This window comes from Corynebacterium faecale, assembly GCF_030408735.1.
In the GTDB taxonomy this organism is placed as follows: Bacteria; Actinomycetota; Actinomycetes; order Mycobacteriales; family Mycobacteriaceae; genus Corynebacterium; species Corynebacterium faecale.
Genome location: NZ_CP047204.1, coordinates 266,971 through 292,640, shown reverse-complemented (window position 1 = coordinate 292,640; position 25,670 = coordinate 266,971). Strand labels below are relative to the sequence as shown.

Sequence of the window (25,670 nt, the reverse complement as noted above, 5' to 3'; positions counted from 1 at the left end):
TAATGCCTTCACGGTCTCATGTCCGCAGGCAGGATAGAGTAATGGGCATGAGTCGACTGCTTCAGGCGCTGAAATGGCTGTGGGGCACTTCGTGGCCGCTGTACGCTGCGACGGTGCTGGGCACCAATGTCATTGGCGCGCTCGCGATCATGCTGTTTGTCCGTTATATGATTCCGCATCCGACGGACACCAGCTTCAACCCGGATATCTCCTACCTACCGGTGGTCGGGAGCGTGTACGTGGTGTTCGCGGTGTTGGTGGGTATCCTGGTGACCTTCCTGCTGTTCCGCCCGGTGTTGGACTGGCAGCGGCACCCCGACGATCATGATCCCAACATGGTGCGCAATCTGGTGATGCGCATCCCCATCTACCAGGCGATTCTGTGTGCCGTGGTGTGGCTGATCGGTATCCTCATCGCCACCGCCATAGCCGCCACCATGTCCACACCACTGGCGATCATCGTGTTCGTGTCCACGTTGATGGCCTGCGCGGTGGTCTCACTGCTGACCTTCCTGGAGGCCGAACGCCTGGTGCGCCCCGTCGCGGCCACCGCACTTGCACGCCGTTTTGAGGATTCCACCCTGGAGCCACCGGTCAGCCAGCGCCTGCGGATGACGTGGGTGCTCACCATCGGTGTGCCTGTGCTGGGGATCCTGTTGATGATTTTCGGTTATAGCACCGGCATCTTCGGCGATGATGCCTCCGTGATCCTGCCCGCCATCCTGGCGTTGTCCCTGGCTGCGATGGTCACCGGTTATTTCGGCACCCGTCTGGCGGTGGCATCTGTGGTGGATCCCATCCTGGAGCTGCAGGAGGCTATCGGCCGCGTGCGCCGGGGCGATAATGATGTTCAGGTGGACATCTATGACGGCTCCGAGATCGGTGTGCTGCAGGCCGGTTTCAATGAGATGATGCGTGGTCTGCGTGAGCGCCAACGCGTCCGCGATCTGTTCGGCCGTTATGTCGGCGATGAGGTTGCGCGCCGGGCCCTGGAGGAACGCCCCACCCTGGGCGGTGAGGACCGCAAGGTGGCCGTGCTGTTCGTGGATGTCATCGGCTCCACCACCTTCGCCGTCAACCACGCCCCTGAGGAGGTCGTGGAGGCTCTCAACGAGTTCTTTGAGCATGTGGTGGAGGTGATCCACCGCAACAAGGGTGTGATCAACAAGTTCCAGGGTGATGCCGCGCTCGCCATCTTCGGCGCCCCACTGCCGCTGTCCGATGCCACCGGCCATGCCCTGGCCGCCGCCCGTGAGCTCCGCATCGAATTGAAAGACCTGCAGCTCAAGGCAGGTATCGGTGTGGCTGCAGGCCATGTGGTGGCAGGCCATATCGGCGGCCATGAGCGTTTCGAATACACCGTCATCGGCGACGCCGTGAACCAGGCCGCCCGCCTCACCGAGCTGGCCAAGACCACCCCGGGCCGCACCGTCACCAACGCCGCCACCCTGCGCGAGGCCAATGAGGCTGAGCAGGCCCGCTGGACGCTGATGAAGTCCGTGGAACTGCGCGGACGCGGCGAGATGACCCAGCTCGCCCGCCCGATCCGGCCCACGCTCGCGGACCGCTCTTAAAAAAGCGCTTATCGACGCCCCACCCCCAGCTTCCTCATCCCACTTTTCGAAGCTATGAGCGGTGGTAATTATCATTTTAGCGGCCCCGGTGTCCTGGCCATGTGAAACGATATGTACATGAGCGTCGCAGCGCATGTCCTCACCCTGAAAAGAATCAGTGCGGAATCCCCCGCGCTCAAACTCCTATCCAGTGCCCACGCGCCAGTGATTCTGGCCATTATCAGAGAATATTTTGGCGAGGGTGTGCAGCGCCGCCCAGCCGCGGAACTGTATGAAAACATGGTGCAGGATTTCCGGATGATCCGAGATGACATTGAACTCGCCCGCACACCCCAGCAGTACATCAATGATTGGGTGAAGGCCGGTTATTTTCTCCGATCCGCAGGAACCACCTCCTCCGGAGAGATGATCGAGCCCAGCGAGGATGCCCTGTACGCCATGGATGTGGCCTCCCGTCTATCTGCCCCACGAAGCACGGCCACAGCCTCACGGATCGAATCCCTCTCCGCATCTCTGCAGGTGCTTGCCCGTGACACCGACCCTGATATCTCATCCCGGTTGCTCAGACTCGAACGAGAGCGTGACCTGCTGGAGGAACAGATCGCTCGTGTCAGCCGTGGCGATTTCGATCTGCTGTCCCCCGCACAGGTCAAGGAACGAGTCAATGACATCCTCGACGCCGCAGCGGGAGTCCCAGCTGATTTCACCCGGGTGAGGCAGGAACTGGAAGAACTCAACCGGTCCCTGCGTCGCCAACTCCTGGATCCCGAGGGCACCCGCGGTGCCGTGTTGGAACAGATCTTCCAGGGTGTGGATCTGATTTCTGAATCAGATGCTGGGAAGAGCTTCACCGGCTTCTACGCAGTGTTGATCGACCAGGAGAAAAGCGCTTATATCGACGACTGGATCGAGCACATCCTCTCCCGGGCAGAATCCCATGCGCTCACCCCGGATGAACGCATGAGGATCCGTCGCCTGTTCCGGGATTTCGAACAGGGTGGTTATGAAGTCAACCTCATGATGACCAATCTTGCCCGGTCCCTGCGCCACTATGTCACCTCTGAGCAGTTCAATGAGGACCGCCGGATGGTCGAATTGCTCCGCGAAACCCGTGGGCTTGCCGCCGATGCTGTCGCCGCAAGCAACCTCTCGCCCCTTGCCAGGATGACCACCCCGCTGGTTCGTATCGGAATGCAGGTGTCCTCCATAAGCGCGCTCAGGCTCAAAAACCCAGGAGAGGAATTCGTTGAGGACGAACCCACGATCATTGAACCTGAAGAGCCAGATATCCAGGCTCTGTTGGATATGGTTCGGGAAAGTGAAATCGACATGGAGGAACTGATGGATGCAGTCAGATCAGGTGTGGATAAACACGGAACCTGCACCGTGGGAACCATCTTGACCGATCACCCGGCCACCCAGGGACTCGCCTCCGTGGTGGGACTTCAGTACCTCGGACTGATGCACGGCCTGCCTACGGAACACAATGAAACGGTGACCTGGGATGAGGATGGCACCCCACGTGCTGCCCGCATAACGGGGCGATACTTCGATTCCACCTCTATCCGGGAGATGTAGATGACCTCAGACAATAACAACACACCTGATCAGAACCCCGATGGACTCTGGCCAGGCGATCTGGGAAGCCTGACCTTCAACTCACGGCGGGCACTGGTCTCCCTGATCAAAGGACCCCTGATCACCTCGGAGAAACACCCCGACCTGTGGAACGCCGTGGTCTCCGATACGGATGCCCTGCAGCGGTGGTTGGCCGATATCTTCCTCGAATTGATCGTGGATGATGATGCGGGCATTGCGTTTACCCGCATGGTCAAGGCCTCCGATGAATACCAGATTCCGCAGGTGCTGCGAACTGAATCCCTGAGCCACACCGACACGGTGATTCTGCTGCACCTGCGGTCAGAACTGGCCTTGGCCGCCCCAGGTGAGCGCGTCATCCTTGGGATTGATGATATCCACGAGGCCGCCGATCCATACCGCAGTATTACCAACCTGGATGCTGCCGGGTATGCAAAGCGGATCGATGCCTCGATCAACCGCCTGAAGTCCTTCAGCCTGCTCAACAACACCGAAACCGAGTCCCGCCTGGTGGTATCCCCGGTGTTGAGGCGTCTTTTTGATCCGGAGACGGTCAGTTCGATCAAGGCGGAGTATGAGAAGTTCCGAACCCCGGACGTGGACAACAGTTCCGAGGATGCCCCAGAGGAGAACCAATGAGTGAAGCACCACACCAACCGACGTTGGATCTGGGGATGGCGCCGGCCACCGCAGTCGACCATGATCTCATCCACCCCGGCCAGTTCCGGCTCAGCCGAATCCAGGTGGTCAACTGGGGTACGTTCTCCAACTACATTGATGTGCCTGTAGCCCGGAAAGGGTTCCTCATCACCGGAATGTCAGGGTCAGGAAAATCAACACTCATTGATGCTATTTCCTCTGTTCTGGTGCCACCGGGGCGTGTGGACTTCAACGCCGCAGCACAGCAGAACGCCAAACGGGGCCAGGGGCGAAACATTGTGTCCTATATCCGGGGTGCATGGCGCAGGCGCGAGGATTCCTCCACAGGAGAAATCGCCACCACGTATCTTCGTCCGCGGGCGACATACACCATCATCGGGTTGACCTACGATGATGCGGCCGGAACGGTGCGCACCCTCACGGCACTGTATTACCTGAAAGCAGGGGATAACTCAGAAACTGATGTGAGTAAATACTTCATCATCTTCCCGCAGGATCAGGATCTGGATCAGATGCACGGCTTTCTGAAAAGCGGCATCGATAAAAGGAAGATCAAGGCGGCGTTTCCCGATGCGAAATTCAATGTGAACCACAATGCCTTCGCCGCCGCTTTCAGCCGTGAGCTCGGTATCTCCAGTTCTGAAGCACTTCTTCTGCTGCACCGCACACAGTCCGCGAAGTCCCTATCCAGCCTGGACTCTCTGTTTCGTGAATACATGCTGGAATATCCCAAAACCTTTGAGATTGCACAGCGCGCCGTTGAGCGTTTTGATGAACTACGCATCTCCTATGAAAAGGTTCAGGACGTGCGTCACCAGATTGACGTCCTTGACCCTCTCCAGGCTCTGGTGAACACCCGCACCCAAGCTACCGAATCCAAGAAGGACGCCCAGGAAATCAAAAGTGTGCTGCCTGCGGTGCGTGACAAGGTTCAGGCAGAGCATCTTAAAGGAGCGATTTCAGAGATCACAGCGAGGATCTCCACGGCGAGTGCGATCCGTGATCAGGCAGTTCAGCGTGTGGAGCAGGCCCAGGATGCATTTTCTTCAGCCCGGGCCGCACTGCAGGGACATGACCAGCGCATTTCCCTGGGAAAGGATAGGGAGCACAGCGCCGCGGATCTGACCAACGTGGAACGGGAGCACGGCCGGGTGCAGGCTGCGGTGGAGCAGATCGAGGGTGTGATGGCTACTGATGCGGAGAGTTTTGAGGTTCTCCGCGCCCAGGCCCAAAGCGTGGTGGATGGGCATGAGAAGAAGATCGAGGAGTGGAATGAGCAGCGTGATCAGGCAGTTGCTGAACGCCGCTCAGTGGCCACTGAATCAGACAACCTAAAGCGTGAACTGGATTCCCTGTCCAGGCGATCCTCGAATATCCACAGCGACCACGTCAGAGTCAGGGACGAACTGTGTGCAGCCCTGGGGCTGCCCTCCAAGGAACTGGTCTTCGCGGGAGAACTGATCGATATCGCACCGAGTTCCCGTGAATGGGTACCGGTGATCCAGCGCCAGCTCGGGCGTTTTGCCACAGCGCTTCTCGTCCCAGCGGAGTTGGAGCAGCAGGTATCCGAGTGGGTTAATGCCCGGTCCCTGGGTGTGAATTTTGAGTTCCGCAGTGTTCCTTCCACAGTCCCTGACCCACGCCCCCACCGGGATCCCCGGGCGCTGACCAGAAAACTGCAGGTGGTCCCCCACCCCATGACCACGTGGGTTCGCCATGAACTGAATGCCAAACACGAGTACCTGTGTGTGGACACGGTGGAGGATTTCACTACTGTGTCTGATCGGGAGCGCGCGGTGACCAAGGAAGGCCTGGTTCGGGGCGCCCGGGAGAAAGATGGCTCCAAGCGGTTCATCAAAAATGACCGCATCCCGCTTGATGATCGCTCCCGCTACCGGCTCGGTTCCTCTAATGATGAGAAGGTGGAATTACTCCAGGTTGAACAGAAAAACCTGGGGCGGAAACTTGATGCCGCCACCCGTGCCGTCCGTGAGTTCGATCGTCATATCAGTCGACAGAATCTGCAGAACAACGCAGCTCAGGCCATCCTCCAATTCACCTGGCCCCAGATCGATCCTGCGCCTCTGATCGCACGCATCAAGGATATCGATGACCGGATCGCCGCCTGGGCGGCATCCCCGGAGAATGCCCAGCTTCAGGCAGATATGGAACGGGCTGAACGTGACCTGAAACAGGCCTCGGCAGATCAGGCGGAAGCCCAATCAGCACACGGAGGACTGGTGTCCACCCGCAGGGACCTGGCTGAACAGTTGGCGTCCCTCACAGCAGGGATCACCGAGGCTGATATCGCCGAGGGCCTCTTCGCCAAGGCGGAGTCGCTGCTGCGCACCCACACCCGGCGGATCACCACGGTGTCCATCGGTCAGGCCTATGACAAGGTGGCCAGACAACTCGATCAGCAGATCAGCACTGCTCAGCACGCCATTGATCGCGCGAACAGCCGCATCACCACCGTATTGTCTGATTATCTCACCCGCTGGCCTAACGCCAAGGCGGAGATCCAGGCGGAACCCGCCTTTGCAGGTGAGGCCATCAACCGTCTCACGGCCCTCCGGACAGATGGCTTGGCGCAATTTGAAAGCCGTTTTCTGGAGTTGATGAATGGTGCTTCCCTCCAGAACCTCAGTGAGCTTGCCAATCAGCTTCGCCGTGCCATCACGGATGTGCAGACCTTTATGGAACGGGTTAACCACTCGCTGGCTGCCTCTCAGTTCGGACCGGAGCGATGGCTGCGCATTGATGCCCGCGATAACCGAGGCCCCATTGCCTCACAGTTCCAAAAGGACCTCAGCCACGCTATCTCCGGCGCTCTGAGCAGCAGCAACAATGCCCGTTCCGCGGAGGAGCACTACGGCCGGATGGCTGTCATCCTGGATAAGCTCGCCTCCTCGGAAAGTGCCGATGCCCGGTGGCGCAACACTGTCCTGGACACCCGTCGGCATGTCAGTTTCGTCGGCGTCGAGGTTGATTCGAACGGCGACACCATCAACACCTATGTGGATTCCGCAACGCTTTCCGGTGGTCAGGCTCAGAAGCTGGTGTTCTTCTGCCTCGCGGCCGCATTGCGTTATCAACTCGCGGATCCGGAGGAGGCTGTTTCCCGCTATGGCACCATCGTGCTGGACGAGGCCTTTGATCGCGCCGATCCCACCTTCACCCGGACAGCGATGAATGTGTTCACCGATTTCGGTTTCCACATGGTGCTGGCCACCCCCATGAAACTCATCAAGACACTGTCACCGTATGTGGATGGCACCATCACCGTCACGTATTCCGAGCGTGCCAACGCAGATGGAGCCGTTGTGGCACAATCCGGTTTCGGGTTGATTGAGAGCATCGACCATGGCTGAACCAGTCTTTCCTGACGCTGTTCGGGACCGCGCGGTCCGCAAGATGAACCGGGACATCCCTGTCTGGCTCCTGGGTACTGACACTGAGCTCAGCATCCCGCTGCATCCTTTTACCGGAAGACAAGCAGCAGAGGATCTCGACCAGGCAAAGGCTTTCAATGCTGCGTGGATCGGCAATCCACATGTGCACTGGGAGACCCGAGCCTGGCATGCAGCAGGGTTGGGCATGCAAGAGGTTCCCACCCGTTTTATTGCCCGTGGCGCCGAAGAAATATCCCAGGCCGCTGGCCGCGCCCATGACTGGCACGAGACCGTGCGCAAATTCCACCTGCTTTGCCACGACGCCGCCACCCCGGAGGTGCTGGCCACTGCCGCGCGCACGGTTCGCCGGTGGGTGGAGCTTGACGACGCCGACCTCACCCGCATCCGCCATGTTGTCCGCTGGTTCCTCCATAATCCCGACAGCGGATTACTCCCCCGTGCCGTGGCCGTCGAAGGTATCCACGGCAAGTGGTTGGAAAACAACACTTCCCTGGTCCAGGCGCTCCTCTCCGCTGCACGGGGAGCCCCAGATGGTTCTGCGGGGGATCTGGGCTTAGGCGTGATTGAACCCACGGTGCGACTCCGCCGTCTGGATCCTCTTCTTCGGGGTAGTGAACACCTAGACGATATTTCCGTTCCCCTATCCGAAGCGACATCATTGTTCAGCACAGGCCACCGACCGAAGGTGATCCTCATGGTGGAGAATCTGGCTACGTTTCTCTCCTTCACCCAGGCACCTGAAGGTTCCGGCGCGGTGGTGTTGTGGACCAAGGGGTATGCCGTTGATGTCGTCGCCAGGATGCCCTGGTTCGAACAGTGCCGTCTGCTGTACTGGGGTGATCTGGACAGTGATGGTTTCGCCATTCTGCACCGCTTGCGCAGAGCCCTGAACGAGGGAAGAACAGTGGACTCTGTCCTCATGGATCCTGAGACAGTGAACCGCTTTGCCACATTCGGGGTTCATGATCCCGGTGATGTGTCGCTGCATCTGCCGTCCCTGACCGCGGATGAAGAATCAGCACGAAATCTCCTGGTCATCCAGGGGGTGATGCGGATTGAGCAGGAACGGATCCCCTGGCAGTATGCCCTGGATGAGCTTAAGGAGAAAGGTTTTCCTGGTGGAACAGACCGTGGATAAGCAGCAGCTGTGCCACGGTATAGGTCCCCATCACTACGGCATCAGCCAGCCGCGCGGCCGTTGTTCCGGAGGCAAGTAGCGTCTCCCGGGAGATTAACACCGCATCAGAGACGAGGAACAGATTGCCGCCGTGGCCCAGTCCATAGGTGGCGGGCTGATCAGGATCAATCAGTCCCGGATCATCGGCCAGGATAGAGGTGGTGGCCAACAGGCCGCCATAGCCGAGCACCACCGGCACCAGCCTGGGGTGTTTCCGGGCAGCCAGGACCGCCGCCACCGTCAGGGGTACGGCACGGATGGCCACGCGGGCTGCACTGGGGCGGGCACCCCGGTTGGCCAACAAGTAGGCATAGGCCAGGTGATTGATAGCGAAGCCCGCAGCACCGGCGGGGATGTTGCCCGGTTTCATCAACGCCAGATCCCCGGCCCAGCCACCGGCCAGACCCACCAGACCCACTGCCCGATCAGGGGCCGTCGAACGGCACACCCTGCCGGCCAGCAGTGGCATGAGCACAGGCTTGGTGATCTTCCTGAGCGGGGTCCAGCCCAGCAGCGCGGATACCGTATTGATATCCGCTGCCACCAGATAGGCGGCCCGCTCCGGTTCTGTCGTGGCCCTGCCCACAGAGGCGCGCAGGGCACATATGCCCTGACCGGTGCGTCTGATGAATCCGCTCAGCATGGAGTCTAGGACTGCTTCCTGGCTCCGGCCTTCACCACGCGCTTGGTGGTCTGGGGAGGACGCTTCGCGGTGGTCTTCTTCGCAGTTGCCTTCTTGGCCGTTGTCTTCTTTGCCGTGGTTTTCTTGGCAGGAGACTTCTTGGCCGTTTTCTTGGTGGTCTTCTTCGCAGCACCACCACCATCGGCTGCTTCCTTGGCACGGCGCTCAGACAACAGCTCATTGGCGCGGGCATCGGTCAAAGACTCCGGCACATCACCCTTGCGCAGTGAGGCATTAGTGGTGCCATCAGTGACATAAGGACCGAAGCGTCCATCCTTGACGGTCATCGGCTTGCCGGAGACGTCATTGTCACCCAGGGTCTTGAGCGGTGGCTGGGCGGCAGTGCGGCCGCGGCGCTTCGGCTCAGCGTAGATTCGACGCGCCTCATCGAGGGTGACCGTGAAGATCTGATCCTCGCTGCTCAAGGAACGGGAATCAGTGCCCTTCTTCAGGTAGGGACCATAACGACCATTCTGGGCGGTGATCACCTCACCATCGGCTGGATCCACACCCACCTCGCGGGGCAGCGACAGCAGCTTGAGTGCCTCCTCCAGGGTCACCGTTGCCGGTTCCATCCCGGTGAACAGGGATGCCGTGGAGGGCTTCAGGGTTTCCTCAACCAGCTGGTTGATGCGCTTTTCCTTCTGGTTTGCCGCGGTCTTGGTCTCCCAGTTCTTCGCACGCATCCCATCGGCGGCGCGCTGTTCATCCTCGGCCTTCCGCTCCGCGGCAACAACCTTCTCCGCCTCAGCTTCGGCACCGGCACGCTCATCCTCGGTGACCTGTTCGGTGACATAGGGTCCGAAGCGGCCCTCCTTGGCCACGATCATGCGACCATTATCCGGGTTGACACCCAGTTCACGGCCGCCCTGCGGGGTGGCGAACAGCTTCTCCGCCACCTCGAGGCTGAGCTCATCCGGGGTGGTCTCCTCCGGGAGGTTGGCGCGCTGGTATTCCGGATCGCCTTCTGCAGTCTGACCCACGACGCGTTCGATATAAGGCCCGTACCGACCAACGCGGACGTTGATGGGGCGGCCCTGTTCGTCGTCGAAAAGCTTCAGCGAGTTCACGGAGCGCGCATCGATCTGCTCCAGGTTCTGGTCCACCAGAGCCTTCAGACCGCCCTGGCGCGCAACCGACTCCGCCATGGATTCATCAGCCTCGGCATCACCGAAGTAGAAACCATTGAGCCATTCGGTGCGGTCCTGATCACCGCTGGCAATATTGTCCAGCTCATCTTCCATGGAAGAGGTGAAATCATAATCCACCAATGAGGTGAAGTTGGATTCCAGCAAACCGACCACAGCGAACGCCACCCAGGACGGCACGAGTGCATTGCCGCGGGAGTAGACATACCCACGGTCCTGGATGGTCTTGATGATGGAAGCGTAGGTGGACGGGCGTCCAATGCCCAAGTCCTCCATCTTCTTCACCAGTGATGCCTCGGTATAACGGGCCGGCGGGTTGGTGTTATGGCCATCAGCCTGAATGTTGGTGGCGGTCAGCTCATCACCCTGGGACAGGCGTGGCAGACGCTTCTCGGCATTGTCGGCGACATCGCGGCCCTCGGCGTTCTGGGTGCTCTCCACATAGGCACGCAGGAAACCGGGGAAAGTGATGGTGCGACCCGTAGCGTTAAACTCAGTTTTCTCACCGGAGGTGGCTTGGCCGGCAATAGTCACCTTCATGGAGGTGCCCTTGGCATCAGCCATCTGGGAAGCGACGGTGCGCTGCCAGATCAGCTCATAAAGCTTGTACTCCTCGGCGTCCAGCTGACCATGCAGCTGCCCCGGGGTGGCGAAGCTCTCGCCGGCGGGCCGGATCGCCTCGTGGGCCTCCTGAGAGTTCTTCACCTTGCGGTCATAGGTGCGTGGGCTCGGCGAGACATACTCATTGCCATAAAGCTCCACCGCCTGGGAGCGGGCGGCCTTGAGGCCCTGCTCCGACAGGGAGGTGGAGTCAGTACGCATATAGGTGATGTGGCCGTTTTCATAAAGACGCTGCGCGATGCGCATGGTGCGCTCAGAGGTGTAATGCAGCTTGCGGCCGGATTCCTGCTGCAGCGTTGACGTCATGAACGGTGCGTACGGACGGCGGGTGTAGGGCTTTTCCTCCACACCGGCAACGGCCATCTCCTGGCCCTGCAGCGCCTGTGCCAACGCCTCGGCGCGGGTCTTGTCCACCACAACCACATCGGCGGTGAGCTGACCGCGGTCATTGAAGTCACGGCCCTGGGCCACACGCTGACCATCAATGGTGGCCAGCTTCGCGGTGAAGGTGGAGGGGTTATCCGCATCCGCCTGGGAGGCCGCACCATTGTGGAATTCCGCGGAGAGATCCCAGTAATCAGCGGAGATGAACGCCATGCGCTCACGTTCACGTTCGACGATCACGCGGGTGGACACCGACTGCACACGCCCTGCGGACAGCCGCGGCATGACCTTCTTCCACAGCACCGGAGACACCTCATAACCGTAGAGACGGTCCAGGATGCGTCGGGTCTCCTGCGCATCCACCAGGTTCACATCCAGCTCACGGGTGTTCTCCACGGCGGCGAGGATGGCGGGCTTGGTGATCTCGTTGAACACCATGCGACGCACGGGCACCTTCGGCTTGAGCACCTCCAGGAGGTGCCAGGCGATGGCTTCGCCCTCACGGTCGGGGTCTGTTGCCAGGAGGAGCTCGTCGCATTCCTTCAGCTTGGTCTTGAGGTCAGCGACCTTCTTCTTCTTATCCGGGCTGACCACATACAGAGGGGAGAAACCGTGTTCGGTATCCACCCCGAGGCGTGCCCAGGGTTCCTTTTTGTATTTCAGCGGAACATCGGCGGCACCACGTGGGAGATCACGGATGTGACCGACTGAGGCCTCGACGATGTAGTCGTTGCCCAAGTACGGCTGGATCTTGCGGGCCTTGGTCGCCGATTCCACGATGACCAGACTTTTCTTCCGCGATCCCTGTTCTTCTGCCACGGGGCTGCATCCCTCTCATTGACTCCAATGCCCCACTCCCCCTTGTATCGGGAGTGGAAACACTGTTTTTTATTATCTTCACCGACCACCCACACCCGATATTCATCGGGCGTTGCAGTGTCCAGTCCCTGAAAAGCATAACCATAGAGGTACGACTTTCCCTGAATCCGTCACCCCGCATGGGGTTCCTGCGATTCCAGGCCCAGACCCACATGTGGGAATAGCTCGCACCCACATCTCGGATAGTCCTCTGAGAACTCTAGACCCCCTCTGGAGGGGAGGTGCCCATCAAGTTCCTCATTGTCCTACACGGTACACAGTATTAATAGGGGCTCCTGCTAACATTCCATAATTTTCCCCATCAAACCTCATGCACACCTTTTCGATACTGCACGAAGGCCCACCCCCGCAGTTCACTAAAACCCCAGAACACCACAGGTTTTGCGGCCATGTGCCTTCCACCCTGCTCTCGGGATGCCCCAAATTCGGGGGTGTTCAGTGGTGTGTACGGGGGCTTTTCGCCACAGAAGCTGGATGGCGGAGAAAACAACTATTCAACCCCCCATAGAGCGCGAAAAAACCGGTAACCAATGGTTACCGGTTTCTTATCAGCTGCGTTTAGACTGCGCGAACAGCCTGAGCCTGGAGGCCCTTGGCGCCTTCGCCGATCTCGAACTCAACGAGCTGGTTCTCCTCGAGGCTGCGGAAACCGTTGCCCTCGATCTCGGAGTAGTGGACGAAAACGTCAGCGGATCCGTCGGAAGGAGCGATGAAGCCGAAGCCCTTCTCTGGGTTGAACCACTTAACAGTGCCCTGTGCCATTTGTCTTACCTTTACTGATTGGAAAAATACCGGGTTCGATCTCTTCCAGGTTCCACATGAATGTGGTGCCCCCGAGAGATCTGGCCGTTGTTGCTCGAACGTCAACAGTTTGACATGCCAACGCCCGCGTCTATCCTTGCGAGCGATTAAACACTGCGCACTGAAACTGCGACCTGCCAACAAGTGTCTCACGTTTAAAACCCAAGCGATAGTCTCAGTGAGATACTCTTCAGTTTCAGCTGGTCAAACCCTTTCCACCCCCAAAAAGCCCGGGGGTGAAGATACACACACCCCCGATTTTGAGAACGAAAAACTACGAACTATGTCAGGCACGAAAAGCCAGTTCGGCGCACCCTTGAGCTTCGGTGAGGAACTCGCCGGGATCATCACGCGACGCTACCCCGAGTCCACGCTGACCCACATGGTCACATTGCCCGCACAGACCGCGACCTTCGCCCCGTGGCCGGGATGGGTCCCCCGCGGGTTGCGGAACCAGCTGGGTGAGCGGGGCGTCGACAAGCCCTATTCCCACCAGGTGCGCACCGCCGAGCTGGCGTGGCAGGGCCGCCATGTGGTGGTGGCCACCGGCACGTCTTCCGGCAAGTCGCTGGGATACCAGCTTCCGATCCTGACCACCCTGGCCACCGACCCGACCGCCTGCGCCATCTACCTCACCCCCACCAAGGCGCTGGGTTCCGATCAGCTCACCGCCACCTCGGAGCTGATCCGTGACACCCCCGAGCTGGCCGGTGCCGGCATCCACCCCGCGCCCTATGACGGTGACACCCCCTCCGAGGCCCGCTCCGGCATCCGTGATCTGTCGCGTTTTGTGTTCAGCAATCCGGACATGATCCACGCCTCGGTGCTGGCCAATCATGCACGCTGGGCGCGGGTCCTGCGCCATCTGAGATTCATCGTGGTTGATGAATGCCACTCCTACCGCGGCGTGTTCGGCGCCAACGTCTCCCTTGTTCTGCGTCGGCTGCTCCGCATCGCCGCGCATTATGGTTCCCATCCGACGGTGATCCTGGCATCGGCGACCAGCACTGACCCCGCGATCCACGCCTCCCGCCTGATCGGCGCTCCGGTGGAGGCGGTCACCGAGGACGGCGCGCCGACCGGGGAGCGCACCGTGATGCTGTGGGAACCCGGTTTCATCGAAGGCGCCGAAGGGGAAAACGGTGCCCCGGTGCGGCGTGCGGCCAGCACAGAATCCGCCTCCCTGATGGGCACACTCATCGCCGAGGGTGCCCGCACGCTGACCTTCGTGCGTTCGCGCCGGCAGGCCGAGATCGTCGCGCTGCGCACACAGGAGGAACTCACCCTGCTCGGCCGCCCGGACTTCGGACGCCGCGTCGCCTCCTACCGCGCCGGTTACCTCGCCGAGGACCGTCGCAGGCTTGAAAAGATGCTTGACGACGGCACCCTGGTCGGCGTGGCCACCACCAATGCACTGGAACTCGGCATCGATGTCGGCGGTCTCGATGCGGTGGTCACCGCGGGCTTCCCCGGCACCATCGCCTCATTCTGGCAGCAGGCCGGCCGGGCCGGCCGCCGGGGACAGGGTTCCCTGGTCATCCTGGTCGCCCGTGATGAACCCATGGACACCTACCTGGTCCACCACCCCGAGGCACTATTGAATAAGCCCGTCGAGGCCGCCATCTTCGACCCCACCAACCCTCATGTGCTGCGCGGACATCTCTACTGCGCCGCCGTGGAACAACCCCTCACCCATGCCGAGGTGGCCGCCTTCGGAGCAGAGAAAGTGGTGGAGGAACTCACCACCGACGGGCTGCTCCGGAAACGCCCACGCGGTTGGTTTGCGGCACACAAGGCAGCCGATGATGCCGAGGATTTAAACCCTGAAACCGCCCACCACGCGGTGAATCTGCGTGGCGGATCAGGATCGGAGTACATGATCGTGGACATCAGCGATGGCCGCCTGCTGGGCACCATCGACAGTGCCCGTGCCATGGCCCAGGTCCACCCCGGCGCGGTGTACCTGCACCAGGGCGAACACTTCGTGATCGATGAGCTGGACACCACGGAGCAGCTTGCCCTGGCCCGCCCCGAGACACCTGAGTACACCACGTTCGCCCGCAGTGACACGGATATCCGGATCATCGGGGCACCCGGTGATGATGAGGTGTTCAACCCCGGCGGTGGCCTCTGGGTGGCCAATGTGGATGTGGAGGTCACCGACCGTGTCACCGGTTATGTGACCAAACTGCCCGACGGCACCACCTTGGACGCCACTGCTCTGTATCTACCCGCCCAGAAGCTCATCACGCGCGCGGTCGCGTACACGATTGACCCGCTCGCCCTGACTGCCATGGGCATCGCCGCTGCCGATGTACCCGGCGCGCTGCACGCCGCGGAACACGCGGCGATCGGCATGTTACCCCTGCTGGCCACCTGCGACCGGTGGGATATCGGCGGGGTGTCCACCGCGTTGCATGCTGATACCGGTTATCCCACGGTCTTTGTTTATGACGGCATGGAGGGTGGTGCGGGGTTTGCCGATTGTGGTTTCCGGCGCTTCACCGACTGGATAGAGGCGACGTTTGAGGCGGTCCGCAGTTGTTCCTGTGAGGCCGGGTGCCCGAGTTGTGTGCAGTCTCCGAAGTGCGGAAATGGCAATAATCCCCTGGATAAGGCGGGGGCGATCGCGCTGTTGGGGGCGATGGTGACGCTACTGCACGGATAATTACCCCTTGACCTTCCGGCATATACTTTCTAGAATGGAAAGTACTTTCTCAACATACGCTACTCGGAGGGTTGCCATCATGAGCACCAATCTGAACCCCCAAGACGCACAACAACTCCTCAACCGCGCCAGCCGGTTGCAGCACTCCGCCACCGGCTTCTCCATCAGCTGGGTAGGATTTGTGGGCATCTGCGCCGGCAGTGCCCTGTATGCCATCTCGGCAGCCACCTGGGCCGCCGCCGGTTTCCCCCACGCCCTCCTGTTGATCACCGCCCTGACCTGGATCCTTTGCTGCACCCTGTTCAGCATCATCGTGGCCTTCCGCTCCGGGAGCGCCCCACGTGGTTTCGCCATCCGCTGGGCAACGATGATGGGGCTCTGGACCCTGCTGTGGGTGATCGCCACCTTCTTCGGGCCTGAGTTCACCGCGCTGCAGGCAGCCGGAATGTCCATCGTCTTCCTCACCCTTGCCCTGGCGGGCCCGACATGGGAGCTGATCAGCATCGGCAGGTCCACTCAGTGACTAATAACAGCGGGCATCCCCGGATGGATCTGAATGCGGCCTTCACCAACCCCCTGCGTTTCTCCCTGATGGCTGCGCTCTCCGGGGCGGAGTCCCTCACCTTCAAGTACGCCCGGGATTTCCTGGAGACCACCGACTCCACCCTGTCCAAACACATCTCCGCCCTGGAGGAACTCGGCTACCTCCAGGTATCCAAGGGCTTTGCCGGTAAATTCCCCCAGACCAGCATCAAACTCAGTGCAGCGGGACAACGCGCGTGGCGTGAACACCTGGACGTGCTCAAAACCATCGCGCGTTCCTGATCACACAGGCCCCGCCCGCGCCTGGGCAGACCTGCCCCGCACGGTGATCTCCACGGTCACATCCTCTCCGGTGATCTCACACCTGTTCAGCGTGGCATCATTGAGCTGCGCCACCAGGCCAGCTGATGCACACGCAGCCTCTGGCCCCTCCCCAACCGCGATCCGGTACGCACCGGCCACCGCCGCCAGATCAGCACCGCGCTGCGCTTCGGCAGCGGCAACCACCGCACCGGCCTGCCAGACCACCACCGCGCACAGCATGACCAGGACGGCAGCGAACCCGGCAGCAGCCACCGTGGCATATCCCCCGTCATCAGTTCTCCACCGGGAACACCGCACTGGCACTTACTTCTCCAATCACAGCGGGAATGGATACCGTCGCGGTGATCAGACCACCTTGTTCCGTGGTGGTGACCTGGCCCCGTGCAGGTACATACACCTCCCCGATCGCATGCGCCCGGGCTGCAGCCCCGGCGCCGTTGACTGCCGCCACATGCATGGCCAGGGTGGCCAGCACACCCACGATCAAGGCGCTGACCACCACCAGGGAACTCAAGGCAAGCGCGGCTTCGATGGTGACGGAGCCCTGCTCATTCCTCCACGCCTGCCTCATGGGTGCCCGATCAGGGCTGGGTATTGAGGGCATCGGTGATGATATCTTCGAAGGCCGTACCCACCGCCCCGCTGTTGACCACCGTGTACAACACGATGGCCAGGGCCGCTGCGGCGAGGGTGCCCAGGGCATATTCGACAGTGGTCAGGCCCTCATCATTGCGCAGTGTGGCCAGGGCACGCTGGGGAAAGGTCATCAGATTAAGGTTCATTGTCTTCTCCATCAGATAGTGTGATTCGGTCGTATGAATAGTCAGTTGGACAGGTCAGTATTAAAGATGTCCCATCACCTTCATGCCCAGGCCGAGCACCACGGGCGCCAGACCGAGAATCATGAAGGCGGGGAGGAAACAGGCAGCCAGGGGAAGTGCGATGAACACGCCTGCACGTTCCGCAGCGGCAGTTCGATGATCGGCTGCCGCTGCAGAGAGGGACTGGGCGATCCGGTGACATCCCTGGCTGAGAGCACTGCCTGAGCGGTGGGAAACCTCCGCCAGGTTCGCTAACTCATCCAAGCCCTCCACCTCTGCCATCGGGGCGAATGCCCTGTCGGGCCCCACACCGATCGACAACAGTGCCACCGTCTGTTCCCAGACCCTGCGGTGCCCGGAATGCGCCACGCGTGCCACCACGTGGGCGGCATCGCGGGTGCTCAAACCCGCACCGAGACAAGCAGCGAACAGATCTATATCCGCTGCGGTGTCCAGTGGATCGCCCCGCACCCCCTGAGCTGAGGATCCAGCACCTGGGAGCAGGCGTTCCAGCCACGCCATCAGACCGGGTCCCGCCCTGATGCGTTTCTCACCCGGCACTCCTGCCCTCACCCCGGGCATGGGAGGGATGACCAGCAGGGCCATCACCGCAAGCACACAGGATGCGATCATGAGGGATTCGCCCCCTCGAGGATCTTCTGGGTCATCACGAAACCGCTGGCCCCGAAGGCCACCCCGACGACAAGCAGGGCTCCACCGATTCCTCCCCCGGTGAGCAATCCGACCGGGTCCGCCCCCATCGCCGTGCCCATGAGTATCCCCGCCAGGGGCAACAGTGCCAGGATGACCGCGGTTGCCTGAGGCCCCTGTAGTTGGGCGGCGGAGGCCTGACGGTGACGTTCGCGGGTGTCCAACCGGGTTCGCATCTGTTCCATCAGCCCGACCAGGGGCACCCCGTGTTTCTCCGAAACATCCCACACGGTGCCGAGTCGCTGGAGGTCGGTGACGGGGGCGTCGATAAGCACCGCAGGGCCGGCACCGCCGGACCTGGCCCGGCGAGCTGACGCCGTGAGCACATCCGTCACACCCGCTACCGGCGGGGTGTTGGCCAGTGCATAATCCAGCGCATCCACCATGGACACCCCGGCGCGGAGATTACCGATGCATAATCCCAGCACCGCGGCCAGCGATTGGGTCCGCCGCCTGCCACGGCGCAGCTCCCGGTTCCGCCGCAACCTCCACACCACCACAGCTCCCACCATCACCAATGCGATCATGGAAGCCACGTCGATGCCCAGGATGATGAACCCCGCGGTGAGCACGGGAAAGGTCGCGATGATGGCTGCGGGCGGCAGCGCTCCGCGTGGTGACTGCCGGGCCACGCCTCTCCCGGACACTGGCCCACGCCCGGGCAGTGCCATCCCGACGGCGAGGAAGATCAGGACTGAAACCATGTCGCCAGCTCCGTGTCCGGGTCAACGAGTCCCCGATCCATATCCCACACGACGTGGGCCTCGGTGGGAGATCCCCGAAGTGTGCCCAGTTGGGCAAGTCGACGCCCCTGCGCGGTGTGTTTCATCACGATCACCACGTCCACCGCCGCAGCCAACTGGGAATGCAGAGCCATCCTGTCCACCCCGCCCCTGGCGGCCAGGGCCTCCATGCGGGCAGGAACCTCGGCGATGGAATTGGCATGGATCGTCCCGGCACCACCTTCATGGCCGGTATTGAGGGCAGCAAGAAGGTCAACCACCTCGGCACCGCGGATCTCCCCCACGACAATGCGGTCCGGCCGCATCCGCAGCGCCTGTTTCAACAAATCCGACATGCTGACCTCACCGGCACCCTCAACATTGGCCGCCCGGGACACCAGGTTCACCGTCCCGGGGTGTGCCGGATTGAGTTCAGCGGTGTCCTCGATGCAGACGATCCGCTGATCTCCGGGCACCTCACTGAGCAGTGCTGACAGCAGGGTGGTCTTCCCGGAACCGGTGCCACCCACCACCAGGAAGGCCCGGCGCTTGTCCACCACGATCCGGAGCACATGGGCCAACTCCCCGGTGAGGGTGCCGCCCCGGACGAGATCATCCAGGCTCAGTGTGGCCTGGCGCAACACCCGGAGGCTGAGGCAGGTGCCGGATTCCGACAAGGGCGGCAACACCGCATGGATGCGAATGATGCTGCCGTCATCCCGGACGAGACGCCCATCGGCAAATGGCTGGGCATCATCAAGCCTGCGACCACACTGAAGCGCGAGGCGGGTTGCTAAACGACGCACCGCCTCATCCGACCCGAAATCCAGATCCACCCGCTCAAGTCCATCACCCCGGTCAAGCCAGATATCGTGGGCACCATTGACCAGCACATCCGTCACACCCGGCAGGGCCAGAACGCGTTCCAAGGGGCCCACACCGACGGAATCACTGCGCAGCCTGCGGAGAATCTCAATCACCTCCTCATCACCGATCACACCCGCCTGATCCCGCACAACCTGGACCACTTCCGCTGAGCTGGCCTGCTCCGGAAGTCCCGCCAGCACGCGTTGAACCCGCTCGATGAGCAAATCCTGCGCACCCCGCGTAGACATCACGCACCCACCTTCAACTCGGCTGTGATCGCATCGCTGACCAGCACCAGTGATCTTGGGAGGGCACCGGTCAGCCCGTGCATCTCCGCGGTTTTGGGCAGTCTGGCGATGGTTCCGACCTCTGCGATCACCGGTGTGCTGAGGATCCTCTCCACCTCCGCGACATCCAGTCCCGACCAGCCGCGGTGCCTCAATACCACCGAGACCTGCACCTGGTGGCGCTTAAGTTCCTGTAATTGTGAAACCGCGGCGGCAACCGCACGCACCTCAGCGGGAACCACCACCACGAGATGATCCAGCACCGGTACCACCTCCTCGGTGATGGCCCCCGCCTGCAGATCCACCACCACATCCATGGGACGCTCGCCCTCCATCAGGCTCACCACTGCTGTCTTGACCACCGCCGGTTCCAGCACGAAAGGGTCCGCCACCAGTGACCGTGCTGCGGAGAGGACAAAGAGGTTATCCCCCATGGCGGGTAGTGCCGCCACCACGTCCTCTGCGGCGACGGCCCCGCGGGTGAAACCGAGGTCAGGCCACCGGGCGCCCGGTACGTCCTCGGCACCCACGAGCAGATCAAGGCCTCCCGATCCCGGTACCGCATCAATGAGGACGGCGGGATTCCCGGTGGCCCGCCTGCGTGCCAGAGCCACCGCGATGGTGCTCACCCCCACCCCGCCGGCCACACCCAGCACTCCGATGACGGTGCCTGATCCACGGTTCACCGATGCGGTCCTGCCATCATCCCGTCCCAGCGCGGTGAGCAGCTCCGCAGTCTGGGCTGGCAACAACAAAGCCTGTTCGGCTTGGATGGTCATGGCTGCCCGGTAATCAGCTGGGCCGGGGTCTGATCCCAGAAGAAAGATGCGGTCCCGCCGACGGTCATTGGTGAGGTTTCCCGCCATCTCCGCATCCAGGAGCACAGCCGACGCCCGGTTCCAGTGGCGGGCGACATCAGCCGGGCTGGTCGAGTCCACGATGGGACGCCCGGTGGCAGCAGCGATATGCATGGCTTCGGGGTGAAGGACGGGATCATGAATAGCGACGAGGATGGCCTGGGTTCTGCGGGGCGAGTTCATGCCCCACACTCTGCTGGGGATCACCCCGCCCATCAACGGGTTGGCAACCGACCTGTGGATAACCCCCGGTTTTGTTGATGGTGCCCCAAATTAATGTGGACAACCCGGGAACCTTTCGGGGCTCCGCGCAGTCTTATAGGAATAAGGGACGGCCCGCGCCTCGGGGGGGGGTGTGCGCGGGCCGTCGGTAACCCGACCTCGGGGGGGGTGTGGTCGGGGCAGGCCACACGGTATGTCGGGGCCTTGCACCTGAAATTATGACACAAGAAGCGGAACATGACAATAACCGCGGGTCAACTCAATCAAATTCCCAATTAGCACATGTGATCGCATTTGCTAACCGCAACACCTCCCAGAATCGCCACCCCTTTAGTATCTTTCATCACTTCAGCCCCACTAGTTTCAGTTCCGATCTTTAAAACCGTCGAAAAATCTATAGACTACCCCTTGTGAATAACCCAGACTTCTCCCCACTGGCCCGCCCCGGTACAGGAGATGCAGACAGGGCCACGCCGGGCACGGTGGCGGCCTTCTTCGATCTGGACAAAACAATCATCGCCATGAGCTCCACCTACGCCTACGGCCGGGAGTTCATGAACAGCGGCCTGATCTCCCCGGTGGAGGCCCTCCAACTCTCACTCGCGCAGGCCACCTACATGTTCGCAGGCCACACCAGTGAGCAGATGGACAACACCCGTGACCAGCTCACCGCCATGGTCCGTGGCTGGGATGTGCAACAGGTCCGCAGCATCGCCGAAGAGACCATGCACACGGTGGTGACACCCACCATCTACGCGGAGGCGCGGGAGCTCATCGACTATCACCGGGAACGGGGACACGATGTCATCATCATCTCCGCATCGGTGAGGGAGCTGGTGGAGCCGATAGCCAAGGAACTGGGGGTCACGCGAACCGTCAACACGATCCTGGAGGCAGTTGACGGCCGCTATACCGGCGAGGTGCTCTTCTACTGCAAGGGCGCCGCCAAACAGCAGGCCATCTTCGACCTTGCTGAAGAACACGGTTATGACCTCGAATCCAGCTTCGCCTATTCCGATGCGTTCACAGATGTGCCCATGCTGGAGACTGTCGGCAACCCCGTCGCCGTCAACCCGGACAGAGCGTTGAAGAAGACCGCTCTGGAACGCGGATGGACGATTTTAAGTTTCAAAAACCCTGAGCCGTTGTTCCAGATGCCGAGCACACGGGACGTAGGGATAGGAACCGGCGTGGTGGCCGGCCTCGCGGCCATGGCCGCCGGCGGCATCTGGTGGGTCAAACGCGCCAGGCGCGGCACCGCCTGACACCTCACCGTCAAGGATGAGGGCTGAGGTGCGCGATGGGGAGGGTGTCGCACCTCCCCGCCATGATGCCCGGCGTCAGATACCTCTATTATGTAACTCAGCGCCCATGATCGGCGGTGGAGAACACGCACGGTGACAACATTTGCGCAACATTCCCCATGCTGCACGGCCGGGAAGTTCACCCGGGATTGAATTTCATGGCACGATTGGGACTAAAGAACGCAGAAGATGTACGCCTTTAAAAACACTGGAGGAGCTTCCAAGTGAGCAACAACGATGGCCTTTTTACCGATGGCAGCGATACCTTCACCCCGAAGGTCAATGCGATTCCGCTCAGCGACGTGGACACCAGCATCAAGGGTGACGCGTCCATTGGCACGCTGATCTCCAATGCCACCTCCCAGATGTCCAGCCTCTTCCGCGCGGAGGTGGAGCTGGCGAAGACCGAGCTGGCAGGAGAAGCCAAGAAGGCAGCTGTGGGCGGTGGAGCCTTCGGTGTCGCAGGCACCATCGCGCTGTATAGCTCTTTCTTCTTTTTCTTCTTCCTGGCGGAACTCCTCTCCACCTGGCTCGACCGCTGGGCGGCATTCCTGATCGTCTTCCTCATCATGATTGTCCTCGCCGCCGCACTGGCGTTCTTCGGATGGAAGAAGGTCAAGAAGATGGGAGCACCGAAGAACACGATCCAATCGGTGAATGAACTCAAGAACCTGGTTCCAGGTCAGGCCACCAGCAACCTGGAGCGCTCCAACCAGCGTGGGCTCTACACCGCTGGTTTCCACGGCCCCGGCGCCACCGCTGCGGGCAAGTAGTTTCCCCCAGCCCTCACGCAGCCTTTTTTCATCGCCCCGCGACACACCCCACCCACGGCACACGGCCTGCACCCTGGATAAACCCCTCGGTGCCAGTCCCCCGCCTGGTTCGTGCCGAGGGGCGTTGGCGATGGCAGCCTGGGGATCACCCCCACCATGCGTCAGCCCACTCTCCCCTGAGGCCCCCCCTTGACACCATCCATCAAGTTCCCAGATACATCCACCCCGCTTCCCGGTCAGGATCGGGGAAACGGCGGTGTGGTCAGGCGTTTTTTCACCTCCTGGAGAAACTGGTTGACCATGGTCAATCGGAGACGCTCCATGAACCGGACCGTGGCATCAATTAGTCGCTCACCGTCCGTGGTGGCACTTGACGGGCCCTACCAGCATGACAATGTGTATGTCCGTGGGGTGCGGCTGCATGTGGCCGTGGCTGGTTCCTCCACCGATCCCCTGATCCTGCTCCTCCACGGGGCGTTCGGTGGCTGGTTTGACTACAAGGATGTCATCGCACCACTTGCTGCCCGGGGTTTCCATGTCGCAGCCGTGGATCTGCGTGGTTATGGTTTGTCCGACAAACCCCCGAGTGGTTATGATCTGCGCCGTTCCGCGGGCGATATCAACGGGATCATCGGTGCTCTGGGGCATGACTCTGCGATCCTCGTGGGCACGGACACCGGTGGCAGCATCGCCTGGTCGGTGTCCACCTTGTACCCGGAGCGGGCGACAGCGGTCATCTCACTCGGAGCAGTCCACCCCGTGGATCTGAGCCAGGCGGTTCTCCGGCGGCCGCACCTGTTCGGTACCACCATCATCCGGATCATGCTCTGCAGCCTGCCCACGGCCGTGTTGCGCCCGGCGCGCATGTTGATCCCCCGCGCCGCCCGCCAAGAAGTGCTCACCCACACCACACCCCCGTTTCAACGCAGCAGGGCTTTTGCCGAGGCCGTGAAATTGCGCCAGAAGGCTCTCTCCATCGATCACACCTTCACAGCGATTGTCCGCACCAATCGGCTCCTGATGGCATCGCTGCCATCGAAACTCAGCAACCAGGTCGCCAGCTGCCCCGTCTGGCTTATCCGTCCCCGTGACAACCGTACGGATCCCCTCGCAGCGCTCGCCCGCACCCGCACCACCGGGGCCTTCAAAGTGGTGACCGTCCCGGGGGTCACCAATCTGTCCTTTCTGGAGGATCCAGATCAGTTCACCGGAATGGTCGCGGAGTTCGCTCAGACCGTCTGACACCATCGCCTCGAGCTGCGCCGAGGGGGATCCACCCTGGGGCGGCCAAGCCCAGCGGGGTGGTCGGGGGAGCGTCGCAAAGCAGAGGTGTTAAGACACCGCGCACTGCATGGTGTCCACCGGTGTGACCAGACGCTGAATGTCCCCGACGCGGCTCTGCACCTCATCGGTGGTGAGCACGAAACCGGTGTCGGAACCATCAATCGCCGCGCCGAACACCACACCCGCAACATGGCCCTCCTCATCCACCATGGGGCCACCGGAATTACCGGAACGGATGGTGCCCCGCACCGAATAGGCCTCACGTTCATGCTGGCCGGAGGCGTAGATATTGGCACCCGTGATCATGATGCGCTCGCGGATACGGGCCGGGGATGCATCGAAGGGACCGGACAGCGGGAAGCCCATCACGATCGCCTCCTCACCTGTCTCCAACGGGGTCTCCGCCATGGTGAGCGGACTCAGGCCCAAGCCGGGGCTGTAAAGCACCGCGATATCCACATCGGGATCATAAAAAACCACCTCAGCGCCGTGGACACCGACCGTGGTATCCAGGTTGACGGTGTCGGTGCCCGCGACGACATGGGCGTTGGTGATCACATAATCCGGTGCCGCCACAAACCCGGACCCCATGAGACGACGGCTGCACTCACCAGCATCACCCATCACATGGACCACAGAGGGGCGCAGCGACTCCACCAACTCCACATCGGCCACATTGATGGTCGGGGCCTCCACCTCCAGGATGGGCCGGTTATCAAACGGGGAAATCAGCGGCGGGAGACCGGTGTCCGTCAGCATCGCAGCAATCCTCGACGGCAGAGTCTCCAGACCACGCGGGGTGTTGTCATCCACAAAGCCCAGAATCCGGGAATCCCTGATACCGGAGGCCACCGGCCCGGACAATGCTGTGGCCAGCGGAATCGCCACCAACCACACCACGATGAGGGTGGCCAGAGCCTGGAACACCGCCCCCACCAGAGAATCCACAATCCTGGAACTGCGGAACCTGATGCGATCACGGATGGCGTTGCCGAGATGCGCACCGATGAGATTGCCCAACCCCACCAACAGCACCACGGTTCCGATCGCCAGGAGGAATCTCAAAGCCGTGGACTCCGTCAACCGCATCACAAAAGGCGCGGCGGCAGCACCGATCACCAGACCTGCCACCACCCCCGCCGTGGACAACAGCGAGGTGAAGGCACCCTGCCTCCATCCGCCCCACAGTGCGAACACCAGGATGACGAGGATGATGACATCAACGACCGGACTCGAACTCAACAATTTCTAGGGTGCTCTGCTCTTTCACAACCCGACGATGTGTGGCTGTGCGGCTGTCACCGCTGTGCAGCTGTGCCGTTTCGCCGTCGGATTTCAGATGGAACTAT

The 25,670-nt window shown here is 61.4% G+C and carries 22 protein-coding genes; 11 read left to right on the top strand and 11 right to left on the bottom strand.

Features of this window, described 5'->3' with window-relative positions; all coding sequences use genetic code 11:
- Positions 1-47: 47 nt before the first annotated feature.
- The 5 genes from CFAEC_RS01345 (at position 48) to CFAEC_RS01325 (ending at position 8,384) form a co-directional block, all read left to right on the top strand.
- The gene (locus tag CFAEC_RS01345) at positions 48-1,574 is read left to right on the top strand and encodes an adenylate/guanylate cyclase domain-containing protein (protein ID WP_290278106.1); all 1,527 of its coding nucleotides are present in this window, start codon (positions 48-50) and stop codon (positions 1,572-1,574) included.
- A gap of 117 nt (positions 1,575-1,691) precedes the next feature.
- A complete protein-coding gene (locus CFAEC_RS01340; RefSeq protein WP_290278103.1) occupies positions 1,692-3,152 on the top strand; it encodes a DUF3375 domain-containing protein in 1,461 nt (486 codons plus the stop codon).
- Complete coding sequence (locus tag CFAEC_RS01335; protein WP_290278101.1) at positions 3,153-3,812, top strand: DUF4194 domain-containing protein; 660 nt, start codon at positions 3,153-3,155, stop codon at positions 3,810-3,812.
- Positions 3,809-7,204 (top strand): ATP-binding protein, encoded by a 3,396-nt coding sequence (locus CFAEC_RS01330; RefSeq protein WP_290278100.1) that lies wholly within the window; start codon positions 3,809-3,811, stop codon positions 7,202-7,204. The genes CFAEC_RS01335 and CFAEC_RS01330 overlap by 4 nt, the downstream gene beginning before the upstream one ends.
- Positions 7,197-8,384, top strand: a complete 1,188-nt coding sequence (locus CFAEC_RS01325; RefSeq protein WP_290278098.1) for a Wadjet anti-phage system protein JetD domain-containing protein — start codon at positions 7,197-7,199, stop codon at positions 8,382-8,384. The genes CFAEC_RS01330 and CFAEC_RS01325 overlap by 8 nt, the downstream gene beginning before the upstream one ends.
- Here the strand turns inward: CFAEC_RS01325 and CFAEC_RS01320 are convergent.
- The 3 genes from CFAEC_RS01320 to CFAEC_RS01310 form a co-directional block, all read right to left on the bottom strand.
- Positions 8,344-9,066, bottom strand: coding sequence for a lysoplasmalogenase (locus CFAEC_RS01320; protein ID WP_290278096.1), 723 nt, complete (start codon positions 9,064-9,066; stop codon positions 8,344-8,346). The genes CFAEC_RS01325 and CFAEC_RS01320 overlap by 41 nt on opposite strands.
- A 5-nt stretch (positions 9,067-9,071) precedes the next feature.
- Entirely contained in the window at positions 9,072-12,077 is a 3,006-nt protein-coding gene (gene topA / locus CFAEC_RS01315) for a type I DNA topoisomerase (protein WP_290278094.1), read from the bottom strand.
- 618 nt (positions 12,078-12,695) lie between these two features.
- On the bottom strand, positions 12,696-12,899 hold the full coding sequence (locus tag CFAEC_RS01310) for a cold-shock protein (protein ID WP_290278093.1): 204 nt from the start codon (positions 12,897-12,899) through the stop codon (positions 12,696-12,698).
- 322 nt (positions 12,900-13,221) lie between these two features.
- On the opposite strand from CFAEC_RS01310, the gene CFAEC_RS01305 reads away from it, so the two are divergent.
- From CFAEC_RS01305 to CFAEC_RS01295, 3 genes are all read left to right on the top strand, one after another.
- Positions 13,222-15,606, top strand: coding sequence for a DEAD/DEAH box helicase (locus CFAEC_RS01305; RefSeq protein WP_290278091.1), 2,385 nt, complete (start codon positions 13,222-13,224; stop codon positions 15,604-15,606).
- A 79-nt stretch (positions 15,607-15,685) separates the two neighbouring features.
- On the top strand, positions 15,686-16,129 hold the full coding sequence (locus tag CFAEC_RS01300) for a hypothetical protein (RefSeq protein WP_290278088.1): 444 nt from the start codon (positions 15,686-15,688) through the stop codon (positions 16,127-16,129).
- Positions 16,126-16,431 carry a transcriptional regulator gene (locus tag CFAEC_RS01295; protein WP_290278085.1) on the top strand — a complete coding sequence of 102 codons (306 nt, stop codon included), beginning with the start codon at positions 16,126-16,128 and terminating at the stop codon, positions 16,429-16,431. The genes CFAEC_RS01300 and CFAEC_RS01295 overlap by 4 nt, the downstream gene beginning before the upstream one ends.
- Here the strand turns inward: CFAEC_RS01295 and CFAEC_RS01290 are convergent, their stop codons facing one another.
- The 7 genes from CFAEC_RS01290 to ssd are packed head-to-tail and all read right to left on the bottom strand — an operon-like array spanning position 16,432 to position 20,921.
- Positions 16,432-16,770 (bottom strand): Rv3654c family TadE-like protein, encoded by a 339-nt coding sequence (locus CFAEC_RS01290; protein ID WP_290279774.1) that lies wholly within the window; start codon positions 16,768-16,770, stop codon positions 16,432-16,434.
- A complete protein-coding gene (locus CFAEC_RS01285; protein ID WP_290278083.1) occupies positions 16,745-17,077 on the bottom strand; it encodes a hypothetical protein in 333 nt (110 codons plus the stop codon). The genes CFAEC_RS01290 and CFAEC_RS01285 overlap by 26 nt, the downstream gene beginning before the upstream one ends.
- A complete protein-coding gene (locus CFAEC_RS01280; protein WP_290278081.1) occupies positions 17,055-17,255 on the bottom strand; it encodes a DUF4244 domain-containing protein in 201 nt (66 codons plus the stop codon). Before CFAEC_RS01280 ends, CFAEC_RS01285 begins: the two co-directional genes overlap by 23 nt.
- Positions 17,256-17,315: 60 nt before the next feature.
- Positions 17,316-17,927: a type II secretion system F family protein gene (locus tag CFAEC_RS01275; RefSeq protein ID WP_290278079.1), complete on the bottom strand. Its 612-nt coding sequence runs from the start codon at positions 17,925-17,927 to the stop codon at positions 17,316-17,318.
- Positions 17,924-18,709: a type II secretion system F family protein gene (locus CFAEC_RS01270; RefSeq protein ID WP_290278077.1), complete on the bottom strand. Its 786-nt coding sequence runs from the start codon at positions 18,707-18,709 to the stop codon at positions 17,924-17,926. Before CFAEC_RS01270 ends, CFAEC_RS01275 begins: the two co-directional genes overlap by 4 nt.
- The gene (locus CFAEC_RS01265; protein ID WP_290279773.1) at positions 18,694-19,842 is read right to left on the bottom strand and encodes a TadA family conjugal transfer-associated ATPase; all 1,149 of its coding nucleotides are present in this window, start codon (positions 19,840-19,842) and stop codon (positions 18,694-18,696) included. The genes CFAEC_RS01270 and CFAEC_RS01265 overlap by 16 nt, the downstream gene beginning before the upstream one ends.
- Positions 19,842-20,921, bottom strand: coding sequence for a septum site-determining protein Ssd (gene ssd, locus CFAEC_RS01260; RefSeq protein WP_290278075.1), 1,080 nt, complete (start codon positions 20,919-20,921; stop codon positions 19,842-19,844). Before ssd ends, CFAEC_RS01265 begins: the two co-directional genes overlap by 1 nt.
- A 449-nt stretch (positions 20,922-21,370) precedes the next feature.
- On the opposite strand from ssd, the gene CFAEC_RS01255 reads away from it, so the two are divergent.
- The 3 genes from CFAEC_RS01255 (at position 21,371) to CFAEC_RS01245 (ending at position 24,279) form a co-directional block, all read left to right on the top strand.
- Positions 21,371-22,225: an HAD family hydrolase gene (locus tag CFAEC_RS01255; RefSeq protein WP_435384248.1), complete on the top strand. Its 855-nt coding sequence runs from the start codon at positions 21,371-21,373 to the stop codon at positions 22,223-22,225.
- A gap of 263 nt (positions 22,226-22,488) precedes the next feature.
- Positions 22,489-23,037: a phage holin family protein gene (locus CFAEC_RS01250; RefSeq protein WP_290278072.1), complete on the top strand. Its 549-nt coding sequence runs from the start codon at positions 22,489-22,491 to the stop codon at positions 23,035-23,037.
- A gap of 300 nt (positions 23,038-23,337) precedes the next feature.
- Positions 23,338-24,279: an alpha/beta fold hydrolase gene (locus tag CFAEC_RS01245; protein ID WP_290278070.1), complete on the top strand. Its 942-nt coding sequence runs from the start codon at positions 23,338-23,340 to the stop codon at positions 24,277-24,279.
- A gap of 90 nt (positions 24,280-24,369) precedes the next feature.
- On the opposite strand, the gene CFAEC_RS01240 is transcribed toward CFAEC_RS01245, so the two are convergent.
- Positions 24,370-25,566, bottom strand: a complete 1,197-nt coding sequence (locus tag CFAEC_RS01240; RefSeq protein ID WP_290278069.1) for a MarP family serine protease — start codon at positions 25,564-25,566, stop codon at positions 24,370-24,372.
- Positions 25,567-25,670: the final 104 nt, after the last annotated feature.

What these genes read in the sequence shown, in the direction of transcription:
- CFAEC_RS01245 (WP_290278070.1), top strand. Translation starts at nt 23,338, where the DNA reads ATGGTCAATCGGAGACGCTCCATGAACCGGACCGTGGCATCAATTAGT.
- CFAEC_RS01330 (WP_290278100.1), top strand. Translation starts at nt 3,809, where the DNA reads ATGAGTGAAGCACCACACCAACCGACGTTGGATCTGGGGATGGCGCCG.
- CFAEC_RS01305 (WP_290278091.1), top strand. Translation starts at nt 13,222, where the DNA reads ATGTCAGGCACGAAAAGCCAGTTCGGCGCACCCTTGAGCTTCGGTGAG.
- CFAEC_RS01300 (WP_290278088.1), top strand. Translation starts at nt 15,686, where the DNA reads ATGAGCACCAATCTGAACCCCCAAGACGCACAACAACTCCTCAACCGC.
- CFAEC_RS01285 (WP_290278083.1), bottom strand. Translation starts at nt 17,077, where the DNA reads ATGCCCTCAATACCCAGCCCTGATCGGGCACCCATGAGGCAGGCGTGG.
- CFAEC_RS01265 (WP_290279773.1), bottom strand. Translation starts at nt 19,842, where the DNA reads ATGTCTACGCGGGGTGCGCAGGATTTGCTCATCGAGCGGGTTCAACGC.
- CFAEC_RS01310 (WP_290278093.1), bottom strand. Translation starts at nt 12,899, where the DNA reads ATGGCACAGGGCACTGTTAAGTGGTTCAACCCAGAGAAGGGCTTCGGC.
- CFAEC_RS01280 (WP_290278081.1), bottom strand. Translation starts at nt 17,255, where the DNA reads ATGAACCTTAATCTGATGACCTTTCCCCAGCGTGCCCTGGCCACACTG.
- CFAEC_RS01325 (WP_290278098.1), top strand. Translation starts at nt 7,197, where the DNA reads ATGGCTGAACCAGTCTTTCCTGACGCTGTTCGGGACCGCGCGGTCCGC.
- CFAEC_RS01345 (WP_290278106.1), top strand. Translation starts at nt 48, where the DNA reads ATGAGTCGACTGCTTCAGGCGCTGAAATGGCTGTGGGGCACTTCGTGG.
- ssd (WP_290278075.1), bottom strand. Translation starts at nt 20,921, where the DNA reads ATGAACTCGCCCCGCAGAACCCAGGCCATCCTCGTCGCTATTCATGAT.
- CFAEC_RS01335 (WP_290278101.1), top strand. Translation starts at nt 3,153, where the DNA reads ATGACCTCAGACAATAACAACACACCTGATCAGAACCCCGATGGACTC.
- CFAEC_RS01320 (WP_290278096.1), bottom strand. Translation starts at nt 9,066, where the DNA reads ATGCTGAGCGGATTCATCAGACGCACCGGTCAGGGCATATGTGCCCTG.
- CFAEC_RS01340 (WP_290278103.1), top strand. Translation starts at nt 1,692, where the DNA reads ATGAGCGTCGCAGCGCATGTCCTCACCCTGAAAAGAATCAGTGCGGAA.
- CFAEC_RS01275 (WP_290278079.1), bottom strand. Translation starts at nt 17,927, where the DNA reads ATGATCGCATCCTGTGTGCTTGCGGTGATGGCCCTGCTGGTCATCCCT.
- CFAEC_RS01270 (WP_290278077.1), bottom strand. Translation starts at nt 18,709, where the DNA reads ATGGTTTCAGTCCTGATCTTCCTCGCCGTCGGGATGGCACTGCCCGGG.